Source organism: Paraburkholderia dioscoreae (genome assembly GCF_902459535.1).
Classification (GTDB): domain Bacteria; phylum Pseudomonadota; class Gammaproteobacteria; order Burkholderiales; family Burkholderiaceae; genus Paraburkholderia; species Paraburkholderia dioscoreae.
Genome location: NZ_LR699553.1, coordinates 1,340,944 through 1,362,138, shown reverse-complemented (window position 1 = coordinate 1,362,138; position 21,195 = coordinate 1,340,944). Strand labels below are relative to the sequence as shown.

The following is a 21,195-nucleotide window of genomic DNA, read 5'->3' as shown; positions in this document are numbered from 1 at the left end:
TCGACCCGTTCATGTTCGGATGCCTCATCGACGAACGACATGGAGAATCCATCGAAAATTCGCGCTCCGACAGCCGGCGGCGTAGGAGATCGGCCAGGTCATGCCACCTGCGCCGCTCCTCCACCTGCAACGGCGTCGAAATGCGCGACCGCCGACGCCAGTCGCGTGTCATAGGCATGTGTGTGATAGGCCGGACCGTTGTAGCGTCGCGCAAAATCGTCCCACCTTCCCTGCTGCAACGCGTGAAGCATTGCGGCGTCGCGTTCGATGAAACGAACGAATGCGTCGAGCTGGCTGCGCTCATCGATGGTCATCGACGCGGCAAAGTCGGACGCACTGGCGTAATCCAGATACAGCCAATGAAGGCCCATGATCTGGAATAACCCCCAGCTGCAGGCCTCGATCGCGCAAACGCAATCGAGCGCACTGGCCGCATCGAAACGTTCGTATTCCTTCGCGCCGCCCAGATAGCCTCCGGGTGTCGTATTGACGAGCTCAGGAAATTCGCTGCGCCACCGTTGTGCGGGCAACGCCGCGGCAACCAGCCGCCGATACATCACATGGCGCTCGAACAGGATCTTCGCTCGAGCATCCGGCAGGAAGCCGAAGCCCGCGCTCTCGACCTCGATCAGCGCGAGAAGCCGTGCTGGTGCAACGCCTAGCGCGTCGCTGGCCTCGGCCACATCGGGTTCGGAAAGCAACCCCGCACGCTGCGCCGTTTGCGCAACCAGCGCACGAGTCTGCTCACACACCGTGCCAGTGTCCGGCACCCCCCGCAGTTGCTGGAATCGCCGCAGCGCACTTTGTGTCTCGGGGCCCGACAGGCCATCCACTTTCAGGCGTGGATTTTCTTGCGCCAGCGCTCGCTGTAAAAAGACGACGCTCGTGCCGTGATTTATCGATGAATTCATGATGGGTAACCGTGAGATGGAAAAAAGAGTCGCGGCAGATAAAAAACCAACTGCTGCCGCGACGTGATTGTTTTTCCTCCGGTTTGCATGCGCCATAGAAGACGGCGGAGATTCGCATCTCACCTGCCTTGCCGGCCTCCATGCCGCTGCCTGCCACATGGAAGTTGCGATACTCCACCTGGTATCGGGATATGTCCGCTATAGCGCGCGCGCGCCCGGCTTCCTCCATTGGCTGAGACCGTTCACCGATGCTACGTTATGCGTATTAAATACGCCGGAGGAACCGTGAGTAAAAATAGTGGCATCGTTCGTTTCGACTGGCGACATGACCGTGTATCCGTCGGCCATATCGCCGTCCGCGTGTCGGGACAGGAAAAAGAAGTGCTCCGCCTGATGGTGGAAAGCGCCGGACGTGTATGCGACCGAGAAGCGTTGATGGGGGTCGTGTGGGGCGAGCGTGCGATCCATATGGACGAGCTCTATCTGACACAACTGGTTTACCGCCTACGCAAGTCGTTGAGACCGCTCGGCCTCGGCAACCATATCGTGACCATGCCCCGTGCAGGCTACCGGTTCGAACCGGAAGGACTTCAGATCGATGCCGACCAACCTCCGCAGGATGCGGCGCCTGCGTCGGCTGGCGCAGTCGTCACGGACGAGCCTGCGCGCGGCGCAGCCCTTCGTAACTGGTTCGCGCAATTACGCGACAGCGCGCCAAATCAGCCGGCACCGTCCGACTCGGTCGGCCTGCCGGCAATTCATACCGAAGAGGGCGTAGTCACCTATGCTGGGGCAACCGTTTATCTCACAGGTTTCGAAAGCGCGTTACGGCAGGCATTCGTCGAACAGCCCGATGTCACGCTCGAACGTGACGAGTTGATCTCACGGATCTGGGGCGATGAGCAGGACGTCGACGTGAATCGCCTGACGCGGCTGGTGTCGCGCTTGCGGCGTTCGTTGCAGCCGCTTGGGCTCGAGCGCCAGTTGATCTATATACCTTGTATCGGATATCGATTCTGCCGGACCGTGTCGCCTTCGCCCGCCGACATCGGCGGCGCCGGTGGTATCGGCAGCAACTCGCTGCCGTTGTTAGCCACCGTGCTTCAGTCGTTGCCACGCGCGGTTGCCGGGCTTACGTGGATCGCCTCGCGACGCACCGTCGCGCTGATCGGCGTGGCGTTGTTCGCCCTCACGGCCGCGCTTGCGATGCCGGCGGACCTCGGCAATGCAAGCCGCCCCGGCCGGCCTTTTGCCGCGCTACGCACTGGAGATGGTGCGCCAATAACCTGTAGCGCCGATTACGTGCATCACGTGTTCATTCGCGACGTAGTCGATTCGGTGGCGGCGTCGAGTTCTCCGCCTGTGCCGGCTACCGTGGACAGCGCGTGGAAACGGATCGTCATGGATTTGCACGCGGCGGGATGCCGTAGCGTGGCACCTTCCGCTCCGTCGTAACGCCCGTAGCGGATCAGTAGCGGATCAACCGCCAGGAGGCTGCCGCGCTGAACCGTGCGGCGATACCCTGCCTGCTCGGGATGGCCGGCACACGTTCTGAACTGCTGACGTTATTCCGGCTCCGCCATCGGCCACGCGCCCGACAGAATCTTCTCCAGCCAGAACGTGCCGATCACCGTCTTGACGTCGGTGATCTTGCCGGTGCGAACCCACTCGGACACCTCGGGCACACTCGCCGTGAACAGTTCGAGAAACTCGCCTTCGTCGAGCTTGCGCTCCCCCTCAGTCAAACCACGCGCGAGATAGATGTCGATGAATTCGGTCGAGTACGAAATGATCGGGTGAATGCGCGTCAGATAGACATACTCGCGCGCGGTATAGCCCGTCTCTTCCCGCAACTCACGAATCGCACAGGCCAGCGCGCCTTCGTTCGGGTCGAGCTTGCCGGCCGGATACTCGACCATGACCTTGCCCATCGGGTAGCGATACTGGCTTTCCAGCAACACACGGCCGTCGTCGAATAAGGGAATCACCATCACGGCGCCCGGGTGCTGAACATATTCGCGCGTGGCATGCTTGCCGTCCGGCAGGCGAACGGTATCGCACTTGAGCGTCAGAAACGGCCCTTGGTGGATCGTTTTGCTCTCGAGACAGGTCTCGGTAAGCGCGGCGTCGTGATCGGGAAGTTCAGCCATATGCGGACCTCGGAACAACTGGGTGCGCCGACGGCGAGGCGCCGTCAGCGGCGTTTGACGAGATACTGGAAGGTGAAGCCGGGGAATGCGAACACCACGAATAGCGCGAACGTGATTGCGTAGAACTGCCACCCCTGTTCGAAGCGGTTACCCGCGCGCGCTTCCAGCAGAAACCCGAGCGCGCCGACCACAAAGTACAGCACAATCAATTCGGCAATCTGGATCCAGGCGCTCTTCTTCGCCGCTTTCAACGGCACGGCGGCGAAGAGGCGCTGATTCAGGAACGGCAGGTTGGCGCCCACCAGCGCCAACAGCACGATAAACCAACCCGCAGCCGACATCAGAGCAGCAGCGTGTGCTGGATAGCCTGCAGGCAGGCCTTCAACAACGGATCCGGCACGATACCGAGCACCAGTACGGCCACGCCGTTGAAGGCGAGCAAGGCACGCGTGCTGGTGTCGGCGAGAATGGGCGACTTGTCTTGCGGATCGTCGAAATACATCAGCTTGACGATACGCAGGTAGTAGAACGCGCCGAACAGCGAGGTGATCACGGCCAGCACCGTCAGCCAGGTCAAACCGGCGTTCATGGTGGCCTGCAGCACCGCGAGCTTCGCATAGAAGCCGACTGCGGGCGGAATGCCGGCGAGCGAGAACATCATGATCATCATCACGAACGCGAATACCGGGCTACGCTGGTTCAGGCCCTTGAAGTCTTCGAGCGTGTCGGCTTCGAAATCGCGGCGCGCCAGCAGCATGATGACGCCGAACGTGCCCATCGTCGTGATCAGGTAGACGATGCTGTAGTACATGGCCGAGCCGTACGCATTGGCCGCGCCCGTGGTCTTGCTGTCGACCACGCCGGCCAGCAGGCCGAGCAGCACGAAACCCATGTTCGAGATCGCCGAGTACGCGAGCATCCGCTTGACGTTGCGTTGCACGATACCGGTAATGTTGCCGACGATCAGCGAGAGCGCCGCGAGAATCACGAGCATCTGCTGCCACTCCACCGCCAGCGGCAGCAGACCCATCACCAGGAAGCGCAAGCCCCACGCGAACGCGGCCACCTTCGGACCGCCGCCGACCATCAGCGTCATGGCCGTCGGAGCGCCTTGATACACGTCAGGCACCCACATGTGGAACGGCACCGCACCCATCTTGAACGCCACGCCCGCCACGATGAAGATCACGCCGAACAGCAGCACGCTCGGGTCGTAGTGGCTCGTGCCGATCGCCTTGAACACTTCGTTCAGGTCGAGCGAACCGGTCGCACCGTACAGCATCGAGATGCCGTACAGCAGGAAGCCGGAAGCCAGCGCGCCGAGCACGTAGTACTTCATGGCCGCCTCGTTCGACTGCGCCGCATCACGACGCAAGGCAATCGCCGCGTACAGCGACAGCGACATCAGTTCCAGGCCGAGATACAGCGTCAGGAAGTTGTTGCCGGAGATCATGACGAGCTGGCCGAGCAACGAGAACATTCCCAGCAGGAAGAACTCGCCGCGGAACAGTCCGCGATCTTCAAGGTAGCGGCGCGAATAGACGATCGACACGGCGTAGCCGAGCGTCACCACCGCTTTCATCACGTTCGCGAACGAATCCACCACATACATGTGGCCGAAGTAGTAGCGCACTTGCGGGTCGAACGCATTCATCGCGAACCAGATGCCGGCGACCAGCGTCGAGAAGAACGCGATGAAATACGTGGTACGGCGACCGGCCTGGCCGACGAACGTGTCGTTGAGCCACGCGACGACAACGGCGAGCATCACCAGCGCGTCAGGCAACAGAGCAGTCATAGGGGCGTTTTGCATGGTCTTTAAATTCCTCCGCTCTGCGTTACTGAGGCAACGGCAGCTTTGATTGCGCAACGTGGGAGAGGAGGTTTTCCACGGATACGTGCATCACATCGGTAAAGGGCTTCGGATACAGGCCCATGAACAACGTCAGTGCAGCGAGCACTGCCAGCATGAAAAATTCGCGGCGGTTGATGTCGAGCAGGCTCCTCACGTGATCGTTGGCGATCGCGCCGAAGTACACGCGCTTGTACATCCACAACGTGTAGGCCGCGCCGAGAATCAGCGTGACTGCCGCGCCGCCCGCGATCCAGAAGTTGTACTGAACCGCCGCCAGAATCACCATGAACTCGCCGACGAAACCAGAGGTGCCAGGCAGGCCGCAATTCGCCATGGAGAACAGCATGACGAACGCCGCGAACTTCGGCATCACGTTGACGACACCGCCGTAATCGGCGATCTGACGCGAATGCATACGGTCGTACAGCACGCCGATGCTCAAGAACATCGCGCCCGACACAAAGCCGTGCGAGATCATCTGAACGATTGCGCCTTCCACACCGAGCTGGTTGAAGATGAAGAAGCCGAGCGTGACGAAACCCATGTGCGCGATCGACGAATACGCGACCAGCTTCTTCATGTCCGCCTGCACCATCGCGACGAGGCCGATGTAGATCACTGCGATCAGCGACAACGTGATGACAACCGGCGCGAGGAAGTGGCTCGCGTCCGGCGTGATCGGCAACGAGAAGCGCAGGAAACCGTATGCGCCCAGCTTCAGCATGATCGCGGCCAGCACGACCGAGCCGCCGGTCGGCGCTTCCACGTGGGCGTCGGGCAACCACGTGTGAACCGGCCACATCGGCACCTTCACGGCAAATGCCATGAAGAACGCTATGAACAGCAACACCTGAGGCGTCATGGCGATCTGCGCATGCTGCCACGTGGCGAGGTCGAACGTGCCGGTCTGGACGTACAGGTACAGCAGCGCGACCAGCATCAGCAGCGAGCCCATCAGCGTGTACAGGAAGAACTTGAATGCCGCGTACACGCGGTTCGCCCCGCCCCACACGCCGATGATGATGTACATCGGAATCAGCGTCGCTTCGAAGAACACGTAGAACAGCATGCCGTCGGCCGCGCTGAACACGCCGACCATGATGCCCGAGAGGATCAGGAATGCGGCCAGGTACTGCGCCACGTTCTTCGTGATCACTTCCCACGCGGCGATCACGACGATCACCGTAATCAGGGCCGTCAACACGACGAACCACATCGAGATGCCGTCGACACCCAGATGGTACGTAATGTTGAAGCGCTCGATCCAGTTCGCCTTTTCGACGAACTGCAGATCGGCGGTGCTCGAATCAAAACCCGTAATCAGCGGGATCGTCACGAGAAAGCTGACGACCGAGCCGATGAGCGCAATCCAGCGCGCGGGAGCCGGGTTCCGGTCGGAACCGATAGCGAGGACCAGCAGGCCAACGAGGATCGGTAACCAGATTGCGATGCTGAGAATCGGATAAGCGTGCATTAGTGTCCCTCGCCTTATTTGCCGCCGAGCGTTACAAACAGGGTCAGGAGCCCCAACATGCCGATAATCATGGCGAACGCGTAGTGGTAGATGTAGCCGGATTGGAGGAAACGGATCACGCCGGCGAACCAGCCGATAAAGCGTGCGCTGCCGTTGACGATGCCGTCGATCACCACGACGTCGCCTTCCTTCCAGAGACCACGGCCAATTGCCACGGCGCCCCGCGCAAACACGACATCGTTGATCTTGTCCAGGTAGTACTTGTTATCGAGCAACGTGTAGATCGGGCCGAATGCGCGCTTGATGACAGCCGGCAAATCCGGACGAATCAGGTACAGGAACCATGCGACCACCACACCCGCGAGCGCCAGCCAGACCGGCAGACCCGCGACCGAGTGCAGGCCCATCGATGCCCAGCCCTGGAACTCCTCGGCCATCTCATGCAGCGCCGGATGGTTTTCGCCGATGAAGATCACCTTGTCGAACGCCACGCCGTGCTGGAAAAAGTCGCCGAACAGCATCGGACCCACGCCGATCGCACCGATCACCACCGACGGAATCGCCAGCAGCACCAGCGGCAGCCACACCACCCACGGTGTTTCGTGCGGCTCGTGTGCGTGGTCGTCGTGACCGTGGCCGTGCGCGTCATGCGCATGGGCAGCGGCTTCGGCACCCATCGGCGAATCCGGGTGCTTCGGATCGCGGAAGCGCTCCTTGCCGTGGAACACCATGAAGTACATACGGAACGAATACAGCGCGGTCACGAAGACACTTGCCACCACTGCGAAGTACGCGAAACCCGAACCCGGCAGATGCGACAGCTTCACTGCGTCGATGATCGAGTCTTTCGAATAGAAGCCCGAGAAGAACGGCGTACCGATCAGCGCCAGCGAACCCACCAGCGACGTGATCCACGTGATCGGCATGTACTTGCGCAGGCCGCCCATGTTGCGCATGTCCTGATCGTGGTGCATGCCGATGATCACCGAACCCGCGCCGAGGAACAGCAGCGCCTTGAAGAACGCGTGCGTCATCAGGTGGAACACGGCGACCGGGTAAGCCGACACGCCGAGCGCCACCGTCATGTAACCTAGCTGCGACAGCGTGGAGTAAGCCACCACACGCTTGATGTCGTTCTGCACGATCCCGAGGAAGCCCATGAACAGCGCGGTAATCGCGCCGATGACCGTCACGAACGAGAGCGCCGTATCCGACAGTTCGAACAGCGGCGACATGCGCGTGACCATGAAGATACCGGCCGTCACCATGGTTGCCGCGTGAATCAGCGCGGAAATCGGCGTCGGGCCTTCCATCGAATCCGGCAGCCAGACGTGCAGCGGGAACTGCGCCGACTTACCCATCGCACCGATGAAGAGGCAAATGCAGGCCACCGTCAGCAGACCCCAGTCCGTACCCGGAAAGGTCAATGCCGCGAGTTCGGTGCGCTTCGCAAACACGTCGCCGTAGTTCATTGAACCGGCGAACGCGAACAGCAGGCCGATACCCAGCAGAAAGCCGAAGTCGCCGATGCGGTTCACGATGAACGCCTTCATATTCGCGTAGATCGCCGTGGGACGCGTGAAGTAGAAGCCGATCAGCAGGTACGACACCAGGCCCACCGCTTCCCAGCCGAAGAACAGTTGCAGGAAGTTGTTGCTCATCACGAGCATCAACATCGAGAACGTGAACAGCGAGATGTACGAGAAGAAGCGCTGGTAGCCGTCGTCGTCGGCCATGTAGCCGATCGTGTAGATATGCACCATGAGCGACACGAAGGTCACCACGCACATCATCATGGCCGTCAGCGAGTCGACCAGGAAGCCGACCTCGAACTTCGTCTTGCCGATCGACATCCATTCATAGACGGTCGCGTTGAAGCTCGCGCCGTCCATCACCTGGAAGAAGACGATGGCCGAAAGAATGAACGAGATCGCGACGCCGAGAATCGTGACCGAATGCGCACCGGCTCGCCCTACCGCCTTTCCGAACAGCCCGGCAACCAGACAGCCGGCCAGCGGTGCCAGCGGAATCGCCAGCAGCAGGTTTTCATTGAGTATCGTGGACATAACCGCTTTTCCTGAAATTAACCTTTGAGCTGATCGAGATCCTCGACATTGATCGTGTCGAGGCTACGGAACAGGGTCACCAGAATCGCGAGGCCGATTGCCGCTTCCGCTGCCGCAACCGTCAGCACGAAGAAGACGAAGATCTGGCCATGCACGTCGCCGAGGTAATGCGAGAACGCGACGAAATTGGTGTTCACCGCGAGCAGCATCAATTCGATCGCCATCAGGATGATGATGACGTTGCGACGGTTCAGGAAAATGCCGACGATGCTGATCGCAAACAGGATCGCGCCGAGGACAAGGTAATGGGCAAGGGTCAACATGATTTCTATCTCCTGTCCGCTCAGCTGTTCTTGGCCGGCGCCGAGTCGGCCGCTGCTGCCGCCGCTGCCGCGGCTTCTTCCGCCGCGACGGTGGCCGCGGTCTTTTCGGATTTCATCTTCACGACGCGCACACGGTCTTGAGCCCGTACCTTGACCTGTTCGCTGACGTTCTGACGTTTGCTGTCTTTCTTGTGGCTCGTGGTCAGCGCAATCGCCGCGATGATCGCCACCAGCAGCACCAGACCGGCCACTTCGAACGCAAAGATGTAGTCGGTGTAAATGATCTTGCCGATGAGGCGGGTGTTCGACCAGTCGCCCATGCCGTTAGCAGCGGCCGTGGTGTCGCGCAGCGCCGTGGCGGTCGCGCCGTAACCGTGCCACAGGATCAGCGCGGTTTCGATCACGATGATCGCGCCGACCAGCGTGGCCATTGGCACGAAGCGTTTGAAGTCTTTGCGCAGCACGTCGATATTGATGTCCAGCATCATCACGACGAACAGGAACAACACCATCACCGCGCCGACGTAGACCAGCACCAGCAGGATCGCAAGGAACTCGGCCTCCAGCAGCATCCAGATCGCGGCTGCGTTGAAGAACGCCAGCACCAGAAACAGTGCGGACGACACCGGGTTGCGCGAGGTGATCACCTTCAGCCCTGAAACCACCAGGAGCAGCGCGAAGATGTAGAACAGTACGGTCGTGAATTCCATGATTACCGGTTCATCGTTAGGCCATCGTCAGGCATTGTTCTTCGGCACCTGGGGCTGACATACAACTGGCATACCGCCAGAACAGCCGCACAGGTGCGCCGTGCCGCGGCGTTCAGGCCGTGGCGCCCGGCCCGACAACAGGCCGTGATTGCTGCATTTACCGCTGCATTTACTGCTTCAACTGAAGCGCTTCAACGATACGGTGCGTCCGCTGCCTTGTTCGCAGCGATCTCCGTTTCATAGCGGTCGCCCACAGCCAGCAGCATGTCTTTCGTGAAGTACAGATCGCCACGCTTTTCGCCGTGATACTCGAGAATGTGCGTTTCGACGATCGAATCGACCGGGCAGCTCTCTTCGCAGAAACCGCAGAAGATGCACTTGGTCAGGTCGATGTCGTAGCGCGTGGTGCGGCGGGTGTTGTCCGCGCGCGTTTCCGACTCGATCGTAATAGCGAGCGCCGGACACACCGCTTCGCACAGCTTGCACGCGATGCAGCGTTCTTCACCGTTTTCATAGCGTCGCAGCGCATGCAGACCGCGAAAACGCGGCGAGATCGGGGTCTTCTCTTCCGGAAATTGCACGGTCACCTTGCGCTGGAACGTATAACGTCCGGTCAACGCGAGGCCTTTGAGCAACTCCGTGAGGAAGAAGGTCTTGAAAAAGTTTTGGATTGCGGTCATGGGTTCATCCGCCCTTTATTTCCAGATATTCAACGGCGACATGATCCAGAAGCCGACCACCACCAGCCACACCACGCAGACCGGAATGAAGATCTTCCAGCCCAGACGCATGATCTGGTCATAGCGATAGCGCGGGAATGTGGCACGCGCCCAGATGAACACCGACAACAGGAAGAAAACCTTGGCGACGAGCCAGACGATGCCCGGGATAAACGACAGGAAGCCGAACGGTGCGCTCCAGCCGCCGAGGAACAGTGTTGCAGCCAATGCCGAGATCACGATCATGTTGATGTACTCGGCGAGGAAGAACAGCGCGAACGCCATACCCGAGTAATCGATCATGTGGCCCGCGACGATTTCCGACTCCCCTTCCACCACGTCGAACGGGTGACGGTTCGTTTCGGCGATGCCCGAGATGAAGTACACGACGAACATCGGCAGTAGCGGCAGCCAGTTCCACGACAGGAAGTTCAAGCCGTACGACGCGAAGATACCGTGTTCCTGCGAAGCGACGATGCCCGACAGGTTCAGCGTGCCGGCCGTCATCAGCACGACGACGAGCGCGAAGCCCATCGAAATTTCGTACGACACCATCTGGGCCGCGGCACGCATGGCGCCGAGGAACGCGTACTTCGAGTTCGACGCCCAGCCTGCCAGAATCACCCCGTACACGCCGATCGATGAAACCGCCATTGCATACAGAAGACCCGCGTTGATGTCGCCGAGCACCGCACCCGCCTGGAACGGAATCACCGCCCAGACCGCAAAGGCCGGCACCACCACCATGATCGGGGCGACCATGTAAATCCAGCGACTCGCCTGCGCCGGCTGAATCACTTCTTTCAGCAACAGCTTCAGCACGTCGGCGATTGGCTGCAGCAAACCTGCGGGGCCCACGCGGTTCGGGCCGAGACGCACGTGCATCCAGCCGATCAGCTTACGCTCCCACAGAATCAGGTAAGCCACGCACAGCAGGATCACGACGGCCACCACCAGGATGCGCACCAGTGCCCACACCGTGGGCCACGCCACACCGAGAAGCTGGGTGCCGCCCGAGTTGATCGTATCGAACAAGCTCATTTACGCCTTCTCCACCACCAGTTCACCGAACAGGCTGCCCAGCGCTGCACCGGCAGGCGTAGCCGCCGATACGCGGACGACCGTCTCCGCAAGATTCGCGTCGCGCACGGCCGGCAACTGCACCGATTGCTCGCCCTGGCGCACGCGCACTGCGTCGCCTTCCTTCAAACCCAGTTTGTCGAACAGCGCCGCCGGCAGACCGACCGTGTTCGCTGCCCGTGCCGCTGCCGTCAGATGCAGCGACTCTGCCCGGCGTACCAGCGCGTCGGCATGATAGATCGGCACGTTCGCGATCCGCTCGAACTTGCCTTCCGCAGCCTTCGCCGCCTTGCCGCGTGCGACCGTGACACCGGTCCTGTTCGACAGCCGCGACTTCAGTTCGCCGTCGCCGAGAGCGACCGTGCGCACTTCTTCCGAAGTCTCGAATTCGAAGCCCGGCAGACCCAGCAGGCTGCCCAGCACACGCAACACCTTCCAGGCCGGACGCGTGTCGCCGAGCGGACGCACGACACCATTGAACGTCTGCACCGTACCTTCGGCGTTGACGAACGTACCGGCGGTTTCCGTGAACGGCGCGATCGGCAGCAGCACGTCGGCGTATTCGGCACCGGTCTGGAACGGCGACAGCACGACCACCATTTCAGCCTGCTTCAGCGCGGCCAAAGCCTGCGCCGGATTGGCCGTGTCGAACTCCGGTTCGACGTTCAGCAGCACATAGCCCTTGCGCGGTTGCTCGAACACTTCGCGAGCGCTCAGACCGCCCTCGCCCGGCAACGCGTTCACGAGATGCGCGCCGACCGTGTTGGCCGCTTCCGTGAGGAAGCCCAGCGTCGCGCCGGTCGCGTCTGCGATCCATTGCGCCGCGGCCTGGATGACCGCGAAGTCCGGATGACGGACCGCACCGTTGCCCAACAACACGAGGCGGCGTTCGCCCGTGGCGAGCGACTTCGCGATCTGTTTGTCGGCCTCCGAAGGCTGCGTGCCGGCGAAAGCTTCCGGCAGCGCCACGCCGCCGGCTTCCGACACGGCCCCGGCAATACCGGCCAGCGCGTCGAGCCATGCGGACGGCGCCGCTACCACGCGTTGCGCTTGCGGAATCAGCGCGTCGTCGTTGGTGGCCTGCACGAGCGTGAGCTTCGCGCCGCCCTTTGCGGCCTGACGCAGACGCGCGGCGAACAGCGGATGATCGCGGCGCAGATCCGAACCGATCACCAACGCGGCGTCGACGTTCGACAGATCGGCGATGGCGGTGCCGAGCCACGGCGCACCGTTGACCGGCGCCGAGAAATCCGACTGACGCAGACGGAAGTCGACGTTAGGCGTGCCGACTGCTTGCGCCAGCTGCTTCAACAGGAACAGTTCTTCGACGGTGCTGTGGGCGCTGCCGAGCGCGGCCAACGCGTTCGCGCCGTGGTCGCCCTTGATGCCCTTCAAACCCTTCACCACATATTCGAGCGCGGTTTGCCAGTCGGTCTCGACCCACTTGCCACCTTGCTTGAGCATCGGCTGAGTCAGACGCTCGGGGCTGTTCAGGCCTTCATACGAGAAGCGGTCCTTGTCCGAAATCCAGCATTCGTTGATGGATTCGTTTTCGAACGGCAGAACGCGCATCACGCGATTGTTCTTGACTTGCACCACGAGGTTGGCGCCGACGGAGTCGTGCGGGCTCACCGACTTGCGGCGCGACAGTTCCCACGTGCGGGCGCTGTAACGGAACGGCTTGCTGGTCAGCGCGCCGACCGGGCACAGATCGATCATGTTGCCCGACAGTTCCGAATCCACCGTCTTGCCGACGAACGACGTGATTTCCGAATGCTCGCCGCGGCCCAGCATGCCGAGTTCCATCACGCCGGCCACTTCCTGGCCGAACCGCACACAACGCGTGCAGTGGATGCAACGCGACATTTCTTCCATCGAGATCAGCGGGCCGACGTTCTTGTGGAACACGACGCGCTTTTCTTCGCTATAACGCGATGCCGACTTGCCGTAGCCCACGGCCAGATCCTGCAACTGGCACTCGCCGCCCTGATCGCAGATCGGGCAATCCAGCGGGTGGTTGATCAGCAGGAATTCCATCACGGCTTGCTGGCCCTTCACCGCCTTGTCCGACTTGGTGCGCACGATCATGCCGGCCGATACCGGCGTGGCGCACGCGGGCACCGCTTTCGGCATCTTTTCGACATCGACCAGACACATCCGGCAGTTGGCCGCAATCGACAGCTTCTTGTGATAGCAGAAGTGAGGAATGTACGTGTCGACCTTATGCGCAGCCTGGATCACCATGCTGCCTTCAGGCACCTCTACTTTCTTGCCGTCTATTTCAAGTTCAACCATGATGGTCAATCTTCCTTAACCTGTTACCGCTCAATCGTTCGCCTGTTCAGCGCCCGTTTCAGGCGATGAATCCCGCGGTTGACGTGTTCTGGTGTGTACCTGTTCTACGTACTTGTTTGCGTGCTCAGGCAGCCACTGTTTCCGACGCCGCTGCAGCGCCGGCATGGCCGCCGACGAGGCAATGCTTATGGGCGACGTGATATTCGAATTCGTCCCAGTAGTGCTTGAGCATGCCGCGAACCGGCATGGCCGCCGCATCGCCGAGCGCACAAATCGTGCGGCCCATGATGTTTTCAGCGACCGAGTTCAGCAGGTCCAGATCTTCCGGACGGCCGAGTCCGTGTTCGATACGATGCACGACGCGGTACAACCAGCCCGTGCCTTCGCGGCAAGGCGTGCATTGACCACACGATTCTTCGTAATAGAAATACGACAGACGCAACAACGAGCGCACCATGCAGCGCGTCTCGTCCATGACGATGACCGCGCCGGAACCGAGCATCGAGCCTTGCTTGGCGATCGAGTCGTAGTCCATGTCGGTCTGCATCATGATGTCGCCCGGAATCACCGGTGCGGACGAGCCGCCAGGAATCACAGCCTTGATCTTCTTGCCGCCGCGTACGCCGCCAGCGAGTTCCATCAGCGTGGCGAACGGGGTGCCGAGCGGAATTTCATAATTGCCCGGACGCTCGACGTCGCCTGCGATCGAAAAAATCTTCGTGCCGCCGTTATTCGGCTTGCCGATTTCGAGGTAATTCTGCGGACCGATTGCGAGCAGGAACGGCACTGCGGCAAACGTCTCAGTGTTGTTGATCGTGGTCGGCTTGCCGTACACGCCGAAGCTCGCCGGGAACGGCGGCTTGAAGCGCGGCTGGCCTTTCTTGCCTTCCAGCGATTCGAGCAGCGCGGTTTCTTCGCCACAGATATAGGCGCCGTAACCGTGGTGCGCATGCAGTTCGAACGAGAAGCCCGAACCCATGATGTTTTCGCCAAGGAACCCGGCGCGGCGAGCTTCGTCCAACGCTTGTTCAAAGCGTTTGTAGACCTCCCAGATTTCGCCGTGGATATAGTTGTAGCCGACCGTAATGCCCATCGCGTACGCGCCGATGGCCATGCCTTCGATCAGCGCATGCGGATTGAAGCGCAGGATGTCGCGGTCTTTGAACGTACCCGGTTCGCCTTCGTCCGAATTGCAGACGAGGTACTTCTGGCCGGGGAACTGGCGCGGCATGAAGCTCCACTTCAGGCCGGTCGGGAAGCCCGCACCGCCTCGGCCGCGCAGACCCGACGCCTTGACGTCGGCAATCACCTGCTCGGGCGGAATCTTCTCTTCCAGAATACGGCGCAGCTGGGCATAACCGCCGCGCGCCACATAGTCTTCGAGATGCCAGTTATCGCCGTTCAGGCCGGCGAGAATCAGCGGTTTGATGTGACGATCGTGTAAACACGTCATTTCGAAAGTTCCTCGAGCAGCTGGTCGATCTTCGCGCGGCTCATGAAGCTGCACATGCGATGGTTGTTCACCAGCATCACCGGCGCGTCGCCGCACGAGCCCATGCACTCACCTTCTTTCAGGGTGAACTTGCCGTCGGGCGTGGTTTCGCCGAAGTCGATGCCGAGCTTCTGCTTCAGATATTCAGCAGCGCTGTCCGAGCCGCCGTCCGGGCCGAGCTGACACGGCAGGTTCGTGCAGAGCGTGATCTTGTACTTGCCGACCGGCGAGGTCTCGTACATCGTGTAGAAGGTAGCCACCTCCTGCACGGCGACTGCCGGCATGCCGAGATAGTCCGCGACGAACTGCATGAGTTCGGGCGACAGCCAGCCATGCTCTTCCTGAGCAGTGGCCAACGCCGACATCACGGCGGACTGTTTCTGATCGGCGGGATACTTCGCGATCGCACGATCGATTTCTTTCAGGCCTTCAGCTGAGATCATTTTCAGACACGACTCTTTCAATTCCTACCGAACGAAAACCCGTCGCTCACATCATGCTGCGACAGACCCGGCGTTCCTTTGCTTGCCGCGCGCTTCGGTGCAATCTGAAGACGCGCGCCGATGAATACGTCCTAGCGATCCACTTCGCCGAACACGATGTCCTGCGTGCCGATGATCGTCACAGCGTCGGCGATCATGTGACCGCGCGCCATTTCGTCGAGCGTGGACAGATGTGCATAGCCCGGTGCGCGGATCTTCAGGCGATACGGCTTGTTCGCGCCGTCCGAGATCAGGTAGATGCCGAACTCGCCCTTCGGATGCTCGACAGCCGCATACGCCTCGCCTTCCGGCACGTGGAAGCCTTCCGTGAAGAGCTTGAAGTGGTGAATCAGCTCTTCCATGTTCGACTTCATGCCCACGCGCGACGGAGGCGCAACCTTGTGATTGTCGACCATCACGGGGCCTGGATTCTTACGCAGCCACTCAATGCACTGTTTCACGATGCGCGTGGATTGGCGCATTTCTTCGACGCGAACCAGATAGCGGTCATAGCAATCGCCATTCACGCCGACCGGAACGTCGAAATCGAGCTTGTCATAGACTTCATACGGCTGCTTCTTGCGCAGATCCCACTCGATACCCGAGCCGCGCAACATGGCGCCCGTCATACCGAGATTCAGCGCGCGCTCCGGGCTGACCACGCCGATACCGACCAGACGCTGCTTCCAGATCCGGTTGTCGGTGAGCAGCGTTTCGTATTCGTCCACGCACTTCGGGAAACGCGTGAAGAAATCGTCGATGAAGTCGAGGAGCGAACCCTGACGGTTCTCGTTCATCCTTGACAATGCCTTCGCATTGCGAATTTTCGATGCCTTGTATTGCGGCATTGCGTCGGGCAGATCGCGATAGACGCCGCCCGGACGATAGTAAGCCGCGTGCATCCGTGCGCCGGAGACCGCTTCGTACACGTCCATCAGGTCTTCGCGTTCGCGGAATGCGTAAAGGAACACCGCCATCGCGCCGACGTCGAGCGCATGCGCGCCGATCCACATGAGGTGGTTCAGCACGCGCGTGATTTCGTCGAACATCACGCGAATGTATTGCGCGCGTACCGGCACGTCGATGCCGAGCAGCTTTTCGATCGCCATCACGTAGCCGTGCTCGTTGACCATCATCGACACGTAGTCGAGACGGTCCATGTACGGCACCGACTGAATGAATGTTTTGGTTTCGGCGAGCTTTTCAGTCGCGCGATGCAACAGGCCGATGTGGGGATCGGCGCGCTGGATGACTTCGCCGTCGAGTTCGAGCACGAGGCGCAGCACACCGTGCGCTGCCGGGTGCTGCGGGCCGAAGTTGAGCGTGTAGTTCTTGATCTCTGCCATGGCGTTCTCTTAGTGTTTCAGACCGCCATAGCGATCTTCGCGGATCACGCGCGGTGTGATTTCCCGCGGCTCGATCGTCACGGGCTGATAGACGACGCGCTTCTCTTCCGGGTCGTAACGCATTTCGACGTAGCCGGAGACCGGGAAATCTTTACGGAACGGGTGACCAATAAAACCGTAGTCGGTCAGGATGCGGCGCAGATCCGGGTGGCCTTCGAACACGATGCCGTACAGGTCGAATGCTTCGCGCTCGTACCAGTTGACCGAGCTCCAGATTTCGACGACAGACGGCAGGATCGGCACTTCGTCGTCCGGTGCGAACACGCGCAGACGCAGACGCCAGTTGTTCTGCACCGACAGCAAATGCAGAACGGCCGCGAAACGCGGACCGTCGTAAGCGCCGTCGGCGTAGGTCTGATAGTCGACGCCGCACAGATCCACGCATTGCTCGAAACCGAGCGAGCGGTCGTCACGCAGACGGGTTGCCACGTTGAGGTAGTCGCCAGCCTTCACGACGATCGTCAACTCACCGATTGCCTCGGTAGTGCTCTGCAGGAGGCCGCCAAAGGCCGCCTCGAGGTTCGCTTTCAGGGTCTCGAGTTTGCTTGCCATATTGTGGGGGAGGCGTTGGCCTTATTGACGGGCGATTGTGTTGGTGCGGCGAATCTTGGCCTGCAACTGGATCACGCCGTACACCAGCGCTTCCGCCGTAGGTGGGCAACCCGGCACATAGACGTCGACCGGGACGATCCGGTCACAGCCGCGCACCACCGAATACGAGTAGTGGTAATAGCCGCCGCCGTTCGCACACGAGCCCATCGAGATAACCCAGCGCGGCTCGGCCATCTGGTCGTAGACCTTGCGCAGAGCCGGCGCCATCTTGTTGCACAGCGTGCCGGCGACGATCATCACATCCGACTGACGCGGACTTGGACGAAACACCACGCCGAACCGGTCCAGGTCATAACGGGCAGCACCCGCATGCATCATCTCGACCGCGCAGCACGCGAGACCAAACGTCATCGGCCACAGCGAGCCGGTGCGCGTCCAGTTGATCAGTTTGTCAGCCGTGGTGGTGACAAACCCTTCCTTCAAGACCCCTTCGATACTCATTTGCTTTCCACTCCAGACGGGGTGGCAAGCCAGGCCACCCACGCAAACCGGCGATTAATCCATCATTCCCAGTCGAGGCCGCCCTTCTTCCAGATATAGGCGAAGCCCAGCAGGAATTCGAGCAGGAAAATCATCATCGCCATGAAGCCGGGCCAGCCGATGTCGCGCAAGGCAACGCCCCACGGGAACAGGAACGCGGTTTCAAGATCGAAAATGATGAAGAGAATGGCGACGAGGTAATAGCGCACATCGAACTTCATGCGCGCATCTTCGAATGCTTCGAAGCCGCACTCGTACGGTGCGTTTTTCTCGGTGTCAGGCTTATTGGGACCAAGGATCTTGCCAATGCTGACCAGTGCTACGCCTAAACCAGTGCCTACAATGAGGAACAACAAGACGGGGAAATAGGCTGCGAGGTTCAAGACAGTCCTCAATCGGTTGGGTTCTGAGTGCCGTCAGGAGCATAGCACTCCTGACGCGAAATCACTTCCGAAACGCACATGCCGCAAGCCCAACGCAAGCCGCACGCCAGAAGTGAAAATGCCAGCCGAAGCGAAGCAAGCGGCTGGCATTTAGATAACATTTTGGTGCCGACGGCGAGACTCGAACTCGCACAGCTTTCGCCACTACCCCCTCAAGATAGCGTGTCTACCAATTTCACCACGTCGGCACTGCATGCAATCCGGGAAAACAACTTATAAAACCCGCGAATCGCTTCAAGACTTGAATTATAACTGGTCTAAACAGTTTGTTCAACGCACAAAAGCACCTTGAACGAAAATTTTATTTCGGCACGTCGGTCGCCGGAATGGACGCAGCTGATGCCGGCAAAACAGCCGAACCGCCCGCCGCCGCCGAAGCGGCAGAAGCGGCAACCGGAGCCGTCACAGCCGCGCCCAGCACGCCTGCGGAAGGTTTCGCGCGATATGCTCCGAGGTAAGTGAGTGTCAGCGTGGTGACAAAAAACACCGCCGCGAGAACGGCTGTCGTACGTGACAAAAAGTTTGCAGAACCGGTCGCGCCGAACAGACTGCCGGACGCTCCGCTACCAAAAGCCGCGCCCATATCGGCGCCTTTGCCGTGCTGCAGCAACACGAGGCCAATAACCCCGAGTGCCGACAACAGCTGAACGACGATAATCAATGTTTTCAAATACAGCATTACACTCACCTGAGTCTTTATTTAACCGCGCTACACACTGCGTGTTGCACGGGATGGGGTCATCCTCGCCAAGGCGCCCTGCTCAATCGGCGACGCTCGTTGCGGCCGCCGCCTTGCAGATCGCCAGGAAATCCTGGGCTTTCAACGACGCGCCGCCGATCAGGCCGCCGTCGATATCCGGCTGGCGGAACAATTCTTCCGCGTTTTCCGGTTTCACGCTGCCACCGTACAACAGCGGCACATCCGCCACCGCCACGCCCTTTGCCGCCAGACGCGCGCGCAGGAACGCATGAACGGCCTGCGCCTGCTCCGAACTCGCGCTCTTGCCCGTGCCGATGGCCCAGACTGGCTCATACGCGACGACAATGCGCGCCGCCTCCTGCTCCGACAATTTCGCCAGCACTTCGTCCAGTTGCGTGCCGACCACCTGCTCAGTCAAACCGGCTTCGCGCTCTTCAAGCGTTTCGCCGACACAAACGATCGGCGTCAAACCCGCTTCGAGCGCGCGTTGCGTTTTCACCGCGACCAGCTCGGCGCTCTCGCGATGATAGGCACGGCGCTCCGAATGCCCGACGATCGCCAGCGTGGCGCCGAAATCCACCGCCATCGGCGCGGCCACTTCGCCGGTGTAGGCGCCATGCGTAAACGCTGACACGTCCTGCACGCCCCACACCACCCGGCTGCCTTCCAGCAACGATTGAGACTGCGCGAGATACGGGCTCGGCACGCAGACACCGACGCGCACTTCGGCCGGCAATTCGCCCGCGCCTTGCGCCACCGCCTGCAACAGCGTGGCGTTATCGGCGAGGCGCCCGTGCATCTTCCAGTTACCGACTACCAGTTTGGCTCGTTGTTTCGACATCGTCTCGTCTTGTCTTGGCGGCGGACTTTTGTTTGCGCTTACAGTCCGCCTTGCGGATTCATGCGGCGTGCGCAAAACGCGCAATTTTACTGCGTGGGGTGGATCGGGTCAAACCGACCGTGTCAAGCGTCCTGGCCCCAAGACAGCACGATCTTGCCGACATGCGTGCTGCTTTCCATCAGCGCGTGTGCGTCGGCAGCCTGCGCGGCCGGAAACACGCGATGCACCACGGGCTTGATGCTGCCATCTTCGAGATGCGGCCAGACGCGCTCTTTCAGTTGCGCGGCAATCTTCGCCTTGAATTCGATCGGCCGCGGACGCAGCGTCGAACCGGTCACCGTCAAACGGCGGCGCAGCACTTCGTTCAGGTTCAGTTCCGCTTTCGCGCCGCCCAGCAATGCGATCAGCACGATGCGTCCGCCGTCGGCCAAAGCCGTCAGCTCACGCGACACATAACTGCCCGCCACCATGTCGAGAACCACGTCGACACCGCGATCGTTGGTCAGCGACTTGATCACTTCGACGAAATCTTCAGTCTTGTAGTTGATCGCCCGCTCGGCGCCCAACGCTTCGCACGCGCGGCACTTCTCGTCCGACCCGGCGGTCGCGAACACGCGAAAACCGAGCGCATGCGCAATCTGGATCGCCGTCACGCCGATGCCGCTGGAACCGCCTTGTACCAGCAGCGTTTCGTCCGGCGCACCTTCCCCCTTGCCGAGTTGAGCACGGTCGAACACATTGCTCCACACCGTGAAGAATGTTTCCGGCAGCGAAGCCGCTTCGACGTCCGACAAGCCTGCCGGCACCGGCAGGCACTGCAGCAGCGGTGCGACCGCGTATTCCGCATAGCCGCCGCCGGCGAGCAACGCGCATACGCGATCGCCGACTTTCAGGCCAAACGGGTTGTTCTTCTCGTCGATCGTACCGCCGACAATTTCTCCCGCCACTTCCAGCCCCGGCAGATCCGACGCGCCCGGCGGCGGCGCATAGCCGCCTTTGCGCTGGAACACGTCCGGACGGTTGATGCCGGATGCGGCCACCTTGATCAGCACCTCGCCCGCGGCCGGCTGCGGCGTGGGCCGCTCGGCCAGCTTCAGGACTTCCGGTGCACCGAATTCGGTGATTTCGATCGCTTTCATCTGCGTCAGCTCCAAGA

At 60.8% G+C, this 21,195-nt stretch carries 21 protein-coding genes and 1 tRNA gene; 1 reads left to right on the top strand and 21 read right to left on the bottom strand.

Annotated elements, in window-relative coordinates:
• Positions 1–98 precede the first annotated feature (98 nt).
• On the bottom strand, positions 99–1,007 hold the full coding sequence (locus tag PDMSB3_RS06140; protein WP_232064120.1) for an N-acetylmuramidase domain-containing protein: 909 nt from the start codon (positions 1,005–1,007) through the stop codon (positions 99–101).
• A gap of 189 nt (positions 1,008–1,196) precedes the next feature.
• Between PDMSB3_RS06140 and PDMSB3_RS06135 the strand changes: the two genes are divergently transcribed.
• The gene (locus PDMSB3_RS06135; protein WP_165185390.1) at positions 1,197–2,366 is read left to right on the top strand and encodes a winged helix-turn-helix domain-containing protein; all 1,170 of its coding nucleotides are present in this window, start codon (positions 1,197–1,199) and stop codon (positions 2,364–2,366) included.
• A 110-nt stretch (positions 2,367–2,476) separates the two neighbouring features.
• On the opposite strand, the gene PDMSB3_RS06130 is transcribed toward PDMSB3_RS06135, so the two are convergent.
• The 20 genes from PDMSB3_RS06130 to PDMSB3_RS06035 all read right to left on the bottom strand — a co-directional run bounded on the left by PDMSB3_RS06130 (position 2,477) and on the right by PDMSB3_RS06035 (position 21,178).
• A complete protein-coding gene (locus PDMSB3_RS06130; protein ID WP_007175602.1) occupies positions 2,477–3,061 on the bottom strand; it encodes an NUDIX domain-containing protein in 585 nt (194 codons plus the stop codon).
• A gap of 44 nt (positions 3,062–3,105) precedes the next feature.
• Entirely contained in the window at positions 3,106–3,402 is a 297-nt protein-coding gene (locus PDMSB3_RS06125) for a DUF2818 family protein (protein WP_165185388.1), read from the bottom strand.
• A complete protein-coding gene (gene nuoN / locus PDMSB3_RS06120) occupies positions 3,402–4,874 on the bottom strand; it encodes an NADH-quinone oxidoreductase subunit NuoN (protein WP_007175604.1) in 1,473 nt (490 codons plus the stop codon). The genes PDMSB3_RS06125 and nuoN overlap by 1 nt, the downstream gene beginning before the upstream one ends.
• Positions 4,875–4,899: 25 nt before the next feature.
• Positions 4,900–6,390 carry an NADH-quinone oxidoreductase subunit M gene (locus PDMSB3_RS06115; protein WP_007175605.1) on the bottom strand — a complete coding sequence of 497 codons (1,491 nt, stop codon included), beginning with the start codon at positions 6,388–6,390 and terminating at the stop codon, positions 4,900–4,902.
• A 14-nt stretch (positions 6,391–6,404) separates the two neighbouring features.
• Positions 6,405–8,456, bottom strand: a complete 2,052-nt coding sequence (gene nuoL, locus PDMSB3_RS06110) for an NADH-quinone oxidoreductase subunit L (RefSeq protein WP_007175606.1) — start codon at positions 8,454–8,456, stop codon at positions 6,405–6,407.
• 17 nt (positions 8,457–8,473) lie between these two features.
• Positions 8,474–8,779 (bottom strand): NADH-quinone oxidoreductase subunit NuoK, encoded by a 306-nt coding sequence (nuoK, locus tag PDMSB3_RS06105; RefSeq protein WP_006052894.1) that lies wholly within the window; start codon positions 8,777–8,779, stop codon positions 8,474–8,476.
• 20 nt (positions 8,780–8,799) lie between these two features.
• On the bottom strand, positions 8,800–9,489 hold the full coding sequence (locus PDMSB3_RS06100; RefSeq protein ID WP_007175607.1) for an NADH-quinone oxidoreductase subunit J: 690 nt from the start codon (positions 9,487–9,489) through the stop codon (positions 8,800–8,802).
• A gap of 191 nt (positions 9,490–9,680) precedes the next feature.
• Positions 9,681–10,169, bottom strand: coding sequence for an NADH-quinone oxidoreductase subunit NuoI (gene nuoI, locus PDMSB3_RS06095; RefSeq protein WP_007175608.1), 489 nt, complete (start codon positions 10,167–10,169; stop codon positions 9,681–9,683).
• 15 nt (positions 10,170–10,184) lie between these two features.
• Entirely contained in the window at positions 10,185–11,249 is a 1,065-nt protein-coding gene (gene nuoH, locus PDMSB3_RS06090) for an NADH-quinone oxidoreductase subunit NuoH (protein ID WP_007175609.1), read from the bottom strand.
• On the bottom strand, positions 11,250–13,583 hold the full coding sequence (nuoG, locus tag PDMSB3_RS06085; RefSeq protein WP_007175610.1) for an NADH-quinone oxidoreductase subunit NuoG: 2,334 nt from the start codon (positions 13,581–13,583) through the stop codon (positions 11,250–11,252). It abuts the gene before it with no gap.
• A gap of 124 nt (positions 13,584–13,707) precedes the next feature.
• Positions 13,708–15,036, bottom strand: a complete 1,329-nt coding sequence (gene nuoF / locus PDMSB3_RS06080) for an NADH-quinone oxidoreductase subunit NuoF (RefSeq protein WP_007175611.1) — start codon at positions 15,034–15,036, stop codon at positions 13,708–13,710.
• Positions 15,033–15,518 carry an NADH-quinone oxidoreductase subunit NuoE gene (gene nuoE / locus PDMSB3_RS06075; protein ID WP_007175612.1) on the bottom strand — a complete coding sequence of 162 codons (486 nt, stop codon included), beginning with the start codon at positions 15,516–15,518 and terminating at the stop codon, positions 15,033–15,035. Before nuoE ends, nuoF begins: the two co-directional genes overlap by 4 nt.
• Before the next feature lie 131 nt (positions 15,519–15,649).
• Complete coding sequence (locus tag PDMSB3_RS06070; RefSeq protein WP_165185385.1) at positions 15,650–16,903, bottom strand: NADH-quinone oxidoreductase subunit D; 1,254 nt, start codon at positions 16,901–16,903, stop codon at positions 15,650–15,652.
• A 9-nt stretch (positions 16,904–16,912) separates the two neighbouring features.
• Positions 16,913–17,515 carry an NADH-quinone oxidoreductase subunit C gene (locus PDMSB3_RS06065; RefSeq protein ID WP_007175614.1) on the bottom strand — a complete coding sequence of 201 codons (603 nt, stop codon included), beginning with the start codon at positions 17,513–17,515 and terminating at the stop codon, positions 16,913–16,915.
• Positions 17,516–17,536: 21 nt separating this feature from the next.
• On the bottom strand, positions 17,537–18,016 hold the full coding sequence (locus PDMSB3_RS06060; RefSeq protein ID WP_006052903.1) for a NuoB/complex I 20 kDa subunit family protein: 480 nt from the start codon (positions 18,014–18,016) through the stop codon (positions 17,537–17,539).
• 62 nt (positions 18,017–18,078) lie between these two features.
• Complete coding sequence (locus tag PDMSB3_RS06055) at positions 18,079–18,438, bottom strand: NADH-quinone oxidoreductase subunit A (RefSeq protein ID WP_007175615.1); 360 nt, start codon at positions 18,436–18,438, stop codon at positions 18,079–18,081.
• A gap of 163 nt (positions 18,439–18,601) precedes the next feature.
• Positions 18,602–18,686, bottom strand: a tRNA-Leu gene (locus tag PDMSB3_RS06050).
• Positions 18,687–18,799: 113 nt separating this feature from the next.
• A complete protein-coding gene (gene secG / locus PDMSB3_RS06045; protein ID WP_007175616.1) occupies positions 18,800–19,177 on the bottom strand; it encodes a preprotein translocase subunit SecG in 378 nt (125 codons plus the stop codon).
• Between the two features lie 82 nt (positions 19,178–19,259).
• A complete protein-coding gene (gene tpiA / locus PDMSB3_RS06040; protein WP_007175617.1) occupies positions 19,260–20,039 on the bottom strand; it encodes a triose-phosphate isomerase in 780 nt (259 codons plus the stop codon).
• A 122-nt stretch (positions 20,040–20,161) separates the two neighbouring features.
• Positions 20,162–21,178, bottom strand: a complete 1,017-nt coding sequence (locus tag PDMSB3_RS06035; RefSeq protein ID WP_165185383.1) for an NAD(P)H-quinone oxidoreductase — start codon at positions 21,176–21,178, stop codon at positions 20,162–20,164.
• Between the last annotated feature and the right edge of the window lie 17 nt (positions 21,179–21,195).